Origin of the sequence: Enterobacter sp. CM29, from assembly GCF_013179605.1 — a bacterium.
Taxonomy (GTDB): Bacteria; Pseudomonadota; Gammaproteobacteria; order Enterobacterales; family Enterobacteriaceae; genus Enterobacter; species Enterobacter intestinihominis.
Genome location: NZ_JABMCU010000226.1, coordinates 1 through 6,601 on the forward strand (window position 1 = coordinate 1; position 6,601 = coordinate 6,601).

The 6,601-nt window shown below is 51.6% G+C and carries 7 protein-coding genes and 1 pseudogene; 6 read left to right on the top strand and 2 right to left on the bottom strand.

Annotated features, from left to right (window positions below):
• The coding region (aroF, locus tag HP459_RS20235) for a 3-deoxy-7-phosphoheptulonate synthase AroF (RefSeq protein WP_171936721.1) at positions 1-795 on the top strand (795 nt) is incomplete at its 5' end.
• 10 nt (positions 796-805) lie between these two features.
• Positions 806-1,927, top strand: a complete 1,122-nt coding sequence (tyrA, locus tag HP459_RS20240; RefSeq protein WP_171936722.1) for a bifunctional chorismate mutase/prephenate dehydrogenase — start codon at positions 806-808, stop codon at positions 1,925-1,927.
• A gap of 184 nt (positions 1,928-2,111) precedes the next feature.
• On the opposite strand, the pseudogene HP459_RS20245 reads toward tyrA, so the two are convergent.
• Positions 2,112-2,714 (bottom strand): annotated as a pseudogene (locus HP459_RS20245) (tyrosine-type recombinase/integrase); the annotation flags it as partial.
• Between the two features lie 500 nt (positions 2,715-3,214).
• On the opposite strand from HP459_RS20245, the gene HP459_RS20250 reads away from it, so the two are divergent.
• From HP459_RS20250 to HP459_RS20265, 4 genes are all read left to right on the top strand, one after another.
• Entirely contained in the window at positions 3,215-3,886 is a 672-nt protein-coding gene (locus HP459_RS20250; protein ID WP_253939660.1) for a hypothetical protein, read from the top strand.
• A 10-nt stretch (positions 3,887-3,896) separates the two neighbouring features.
• On the top strand, positions 3,897-4,325 hold the full coding sequence (locus HP459_RS20255; protein ID WP_023298399.1) for a hypothetical protein: 429 nt from the start codon (positions 3,897-3,899) through the stop codon (positions 4,323-4,325).
• A gap of 72 nt (positions 4,326-4,397) precedes the next feature.
• Positions 4,398-4,601 (top strand): ogr/Delta-like zinc finger family protein, encoded by a 204-nt coding sequence (locus HP459_RS20260; RefSeq protein WP_071788728.1) that lies wholly within the window; start codon positions 4,398-4,400, stop codon positions 4,599-4,601.
• A gap of 144 nt (positions 4,602-4,745) precedes the next feature.
• Entirely contained in the window at positions 4,746-5,618 is an 873-nt protein-coding gene (locus tag HP459_RS20265; protein WP_154052035.1) for an SMP-30/gluconolactonase/LRE family protein, read from the top strand.
• Here HP459_RS20265 and pheA read toward each other — a convergent pair.
• On the bottom strand, positions 5,615-6,601 hold a 987-nt coding region (pheA, locus tag HP459_RS20270; protein ID WP_171936723.1), incomplete at its 5' end, for a bifunctional chorismate mutase/prephenate dehydratase. The two genes, HP459_RS20265 and pheA, sit on opposite strands and share 4 nt — an antisense overlap.

The following is a 6,601-nucleotide window of genomic DNA, read 5'->3' on the forward strand; positions in this document are numbered from 1 at the left end:
CGCGTCTATTTTGAAAAGCCACGTACAACGGTTGGCTGGAAAGGGTTGATTAACGATCCGCACATGGATGGCTCGTTTGATGTGGAAGCGGGCCTGAAGATTGCGCGTCGCCTGCTGGTGGAGCTGGTCAGCATGGGGCTGCCGCTGGCAACCGAAGCGCTGGATCCGAACAGCCCGCAGTACCTCGGCGATCTGTTTAGCTGGTCTGCGATTGGGGCGCGCACCACCGAGTCACAAACCCACCGCGAGATGGCGTCTGGCCTGTCTATGCCGGTTGGTTTTAAAAACGGTACCGACGGCAGCCTGGCCACGGCGATTAACGCCATGCGCGCCGCCGCCATGCCCCATCGTTTTGTCGGGATCAACCAGGCGGGCCAGGTATGCCTGCTGCAAACGCAGGGCAATCCGGACGGGCATGTGATCCTGCGCGGTGGTAAAGCGCCAAACTACAGCCCGGCGGATGTCGCGCAGTGTGAAAAAGAGATGGAACAGGCGGGACTGCGTCCGGCGCTGATGGTAGATTGCAGTCATGGTAATTCGAATAAAGATTACCGTCGCCAGCCTGCGGTTGCAGAATCTGTGATTGCACAGATTAAAGATGGTAACCGTTCAATTATCGGCCTGATGATTGAAAGTAATATTCATGAAGGCAATCAGTCATCGGAACAGCCGCGTAGCGCGATGAAGCCCGGCGTCTCGGTCACGGATGCTTGCATCAGCTGGGAAACCACTGATGCGCTACTGCGTGAGATCCACAAAGATTTGAACGGCCAGCTGGCGACGCGTCTGGCATAAGAGGATAGTTATGGTTGCTGAATTGACCGCATTACGCGATCAAATTGATGAAGTGGATAAGGCGTTGCTGGACCTGCTGGCGCGCCGCATGGCACTGGTTGCTGAGGTCGGCGAAGTTAAAAGCAAATACGGCCTGCCAATTTACGTTCCGGAGCGTGAGGCCTCTATGCTCGCCTCCCGCCGTAAAGAGGCACAGGCGCTGGGCGTTTCACCGGACTTAATTGAAGATGTCCTGCGTCGTGTGATGCGGGAATCCTATTCCAGCGAAAACGATAAGGGCTTCAAAACTCTCTGTCCGTCGCTGCGTCCGGTGGTGATTGTCGGTGGCGGCGGCCAGATGGGGCGTCTGTTTGAAAAAATGCTGACGCTTTCTGGCTATCAGGTGCGCATCCTGGAAAAAGAGGACTGGCCGCATGCGCCGGAACTCATGAAGGATGCCGGAATGGTTATCGTCAGCGTACCGATTCATGTGACGGAGCAGATTATCGCGAAACTTCCTCCGCTGCCGGATGATTGCATTCTGGTGGATCTGGCGTCCGTTAAAAATGGCCCTCTACAGGCAATGCTGGCGGCGCACACCGGGCCCGTGCTTGGGTTACACCCGATGTTTGGCCCGGACAGCGGCAGCCTGGCGAAGCAGGTAGTGGTTTACTGCGACGGTCGTCAGCCGGAAGCGTATCAGTGGTTCCTGGAACAGATTCAGGTCTGGGGGGCACGTTTGCACCGTATCAGTGCGGTTGAGCACGATCAGAACATGGCGTTTATTCAGGCGCTGCGCCACTTTGCAACCTTCGCCTATGGTCTGCACCTGGCGGAAGAGAACGTTCAGCTTGAACAACTGCTGGCGCTTTCCTCGCCAATCTATCGTCTGGAGCTGGCGATGGTCGGGCGACTGTTTGCCCAGGATCCACAGCTTTACGCCGACATCATCATGTCGTCTGAAAATAACCTGGCGCTGATCAAGCGCTACTATCAGCGTTTTGGCGAAGCGATCACCTTGCTGGAACACGGCGATAAACAAGCGTTTATCGACAGTTTCCGTAAAGTGGAGCACTGGTTCGGTGATTACGCCACGCGATTCCAGAGTGAAAGCCGCACGCTGTTGCGCCAGGCAAATGACAGTCGCCAGTAATCTGATGATGTATATATTAAAAGCCAGCAATGCTGGCTTTTTTCATATAATGGGTGGATGTGGTTTATCAACCATTTAAATTATCACTAATAAAAACAGTAATTTAAAAAGCTGTAACCATCTGGAACCGTTTCTAATACCCCGAAGTGTGGACGCAATGTGGACACTCCGGGGGGAGCAGAACCTACAGCGATATCCCTCCTGAAAGCGGATTCAATGCCACGGCATTTTGCAGGTACTCCGGTGACAAATGCGCATAAGTCATCGTCTGCTGGATGTTTGCATGACCCAGTATTTGCTGTAATGAAATGATGTTACCCCCGTTCACCATGAAATGACTTGCGAAGGTATGACGCAAAATATGCGTTGCCTGATTTGCAGGAATATCAGGTTTAACCATCTTCAGCACTTTGCAAAAACTCACGTAATCGACGTTGAACAGATTCCCGCTGGTATTCTTCTTTATCAGCGATTCAAGCTCAGAAGAAATCGGTACAGTGCGCTTTTTTGCGTTTTTGATTTTCAGGAATGTCACGCGCCCGTTTACTATTTGTGCCGGTTTGAGTGTTGCCAGCTCTGACCACCGCCCGCCGGTACTAATCCCCAGCAGGGCAACCAGCAGATCCTCACCTGTAAATGACTTAAGCAGCAGCGCACTTTCTGCTTTGTTAAGGAAAGCCATTTCAGGGTTAGCCTCTGCCAATGGTGGCAAACCATGAACGGGGTGCACCCCAGCAAACTCTTAAAGTTGAATCAGCTTCGTGAACATGCCTGATACAAGAAAGAGGGTATACCGAAAACGCGTGTCAGTGAGGGTAACGAATGTTATCGATTTAACTGAGTGGGTGGCAAATTATGTAATGTTGAGTTTCCAGTTGATGCTGGATGACGCCGACTGCGGTATGACAATCATGAACTGGAAAGAACTAAGCGAGAAGGGGCTGGTTTTCAGAATTAATCACGAAATTTTACACCCGCCAGGGCTGGCTGTTGGATATGAAATGACTAACGGTGTTTCGGCTGGGGCTTCGTGGCTGATAACGGAGCCTGGCAATATTCAGACGAGCTTGTGATGATGCTAAAAAAATGGGTGGTTAAAATGAGCCATACGCGAATAATGCCAGCACCGCCGGTGCTGAAATTTGCTTTCAGTGCCGGTGGTGTTGAACAACGAGCGCGGCGAGGCGTTAGCCTCTAAGTCGATAAAATCAGAGTCAGGAAAGTAGATTGAAGTAAAAACGTCCATTATGATGACCCCAAAGGTTAGCCCAAAAGGAAATTAGGACAATGAGCGTTGGATTAATTACGGACGAGCCAGGACGTTTCTACACCTTCCAGTCAACATTACCAGCCGGTGAATACTTCGAATTTCGCCCCCGCAATCCTCCACTGAATTCAAAACCCATTGTTGATGACGAAACCGGGATGTGTATTGGCTATTCAGTCTCTCAGGCTCCCGGTTTATGGCAGATTTATGATATCGACGGCATGTTTGTCAGGCTGGAAGAAGCGCCACTAGAAGCCCCCCTGATTGACCCAACAGACATCGTATTAATTGCCTTGGGTGCATTTCGTCTTTTTCGGGCTGGTAAAGCGTTACTGGAGAGTGGAGTTAAAACCGCTGTAACTGTGAGGCTCAGTGAGGCTACTATCAGTCTCTTACGTGGTCGGCTGAAAATGGGGTTATCTGCACGAACCCTTAAAATGACCGCAACTCCTGCTAAACATATGCTTAATCCCGCGCGATATGTGCCCTTGCAACTTCAGGAAAAAGTTATTCGCTACGGCAAAAGAACGCCAGATCCTCAAAAGGCTCAAGGTCTTTTTCGTTACGAATCTGAGATATATAAACTTGTTGAGAATCGGGCGAAAAAAGGAACCTATTATTATAAAAAATATATGATAGAAGTATTGGTGCGTGAGAAAGACTGGACAATAACTCATTTTTTATACAAGTGATGGGGGGAATATGATTGAGATAATTAGCGACAGGAAAATTTTACGGATTTCTCCCTTTGGGCGTGATAATACCCCTGACATACCAGAGTATGACTGGATACATACCTATGTGGAGTACGAACTACCCGAGCTTAAAACACAATATCAGGCATCCTTTAATGTCGGAGAGCTTAATGCTCTTAAAGCTAAACTCAGGGAGTTACATAGAAGTTTAGTTGATGGCACGAAGGCTCGTGAGGTGATTTTTGATAGCACAGAAAATCAGTTAAATCTTGTGTTTTCACCATCATCAACAGGGCGTGGGGTGCTTTTAACATTAACGCTAAGGCCGGAAAATCCTGCTGAAAGCGTCGTAGTCAGTGATAGTCTTGGAATGGATGAAAGTTATTTTCCTGCAATACTTTCCGGGCTGGACGAAATCATTAATTGGACGAGTTGATTCACAATTTTAGATGTGCATGCATCAGTGGATGAGTTTGCATTCATTTTTTATTCCAGTTTTTGCCAGCCAGTGACAGCGCTGGTGCGGCTCAAAGGCGCAGGCCATGCGCGCCGCACAGGCAAGGAGCTGTATCATCAGTGCACAAACATCATTTGCAGTTGCACGTTCATCACCACTGAGACGGTCGAGAGCTTTATCGTTTCGCCGGGTGAAGTAGTACCAGCGCCGCCGCACCCGACGCAATCAGGCCAGCAACAAATCCACTGGATGTGACCAAAAGAAAGCCCTGCACATGGCAGGGCTTTTTCGATGCGTGGACGACGTGTGGACATCGTCAGAAACAAATCCTTTTGTTTCAGCCTATTGCGTCTAAAATTAAAACAGCAATGCTGGCTTTTTTCATTTTGGGGAACTGTCATGGCTGAACCGCAGCTGCTGTTGAACTATACCGGGCATCTGCCCGAATGCCCGACGTGGAGTGCTGAAGAAAAGGCGCTCTACTGGGCGGATATTCTGGAAGGGGAGATTCATCGGTACCATCTGCCCACCGCGGAACACTCGGTGCTCTCATTCCATGAAGAAGTTGGGTGTTTTGCCCTGCGTGAACGCGGCGGATTTATCGTCGCGATGCGAAACGCCATCTGGCTGACCGATAAACATGGCCTGCTCCAGCGTAAGGTTTGCGATAACCCGTCCAACCCGCAGCTTGCACGCTTTAACGATGGAGGCACCGACCATCAGGGACGGTTTTATGCGGGCACGTTCTGGGGGCCGGGAGATTATAACGGCGCCATGTTGATGCGTATCGACAACGACCTGACACCGAAAGTGATCCAGTGCGATATTCAGGGGCATAACGGTTTAGCGTTTAGTCCTGACAAACGGTGGATGTTTACTTCTGATACGCCGAACGGTGTGATTTACCGTACGCCGCTTGATGAGCAGGGGGAACCCGGTAAGCGCGCAGAGTTTCGCCGTTTTAGCGAGGGAGACGGTATACCCGACGGAGCGGCAATGGATGAGGAAGGCTGCTACTGGAGCGCACTGTTTGACGGCTGGCGTATCGCACGGTTTTCACCGCAAGGCGTACAGCTGGAAGAATACCGGCTGCCGGTACGCTGCCCGACAATGGTCTGCTTTGGCGGCGACGATATGAAAACGCTGTTTATCACCACCACGCGGGAAAATATGGAGGCGGAGGAGCTGGCGAAATACCCGCTTTCCGGTGCCATCTTCACCCTGCCTGTAAATGTGGCAGGGATGAAGAAAAGCCGCTTTATCGAACATTAAGCCGGATCGACCGGGACCACGTTTTCGCTCGGATAGCAGCCCAGTACTTTCATGGAGCGTGTGATCTCGCCCAGTTCGCGCAGGGCTTTCTGCATGGATGCAGACTCCAGGTTGGCCTGAACGTCGAGATAGAACATCTCTTCCCACGGGTTGCCATGTATTGGGCGGGATTCCAGCTTCGTCATGATCAGGTTGTGATTACGCAGCACCAGCAGCGCTTCAACCAGCGCACCCGCCTGCTGGCCGGTCGCCATCAGCAGGGTGGTTTTCGCCGGGACCTGGTCCGACACGTTGATGGCCTTGCGGGCAAGAACCACGAAACGGGTGATATTTTGCGTCTGGTTGGCCAGATTGCGTTCCAGCACCTGTAAGCCATACAGCGCGCCGCCCGCTTCGCTACCGAGTGCCGCGACGGCAGGAGAGTTTGCCTGCGCCACTTTTTCCATCGCCGCCGAGGTGCTTTCGGTGTACTCAATTTTCCAGTGCGGATAACGGTTCAGGAACTGGCTGCACTGCTGGAACGGCTGCGGGTGGCTGTACACCGTTTCGATCTGACTCAGATCGGTTGAGCCAGAGACCAGCACGCAGTGATCGATAGGAATAGTCAGCTCACCGACCAGCGACAGGCTGGTGTGCTGGAGCAGATCGTAAACATCGTTGATGGCGCCGGAACTGGTGTTCTCAATAGGCACCACGGCGTAATCTGCCTGGCCGGTTTCGACCTGGTTGAAGATGTCTGCAAATTTTGCACAACCGCTCTCAATGAACTCTTCGAAATGACGGGCTGCGTACTGGCGAGCCGCCAGGTGAGAATAAGAACCTTTCGGGCCGAGGAAAGCGATCCGAGCAGAGTGCGGGTTGGTTTTGTTCAGATGCTGCTGGAGCAGGGCCTGTTGCGTCAGAACGGAATCTTCAATGATGAGCTGGAACAGGCGGGTGATGTAGTGGGCATCAAGATGATGCGCTTTGCCGAGCTGTATCAA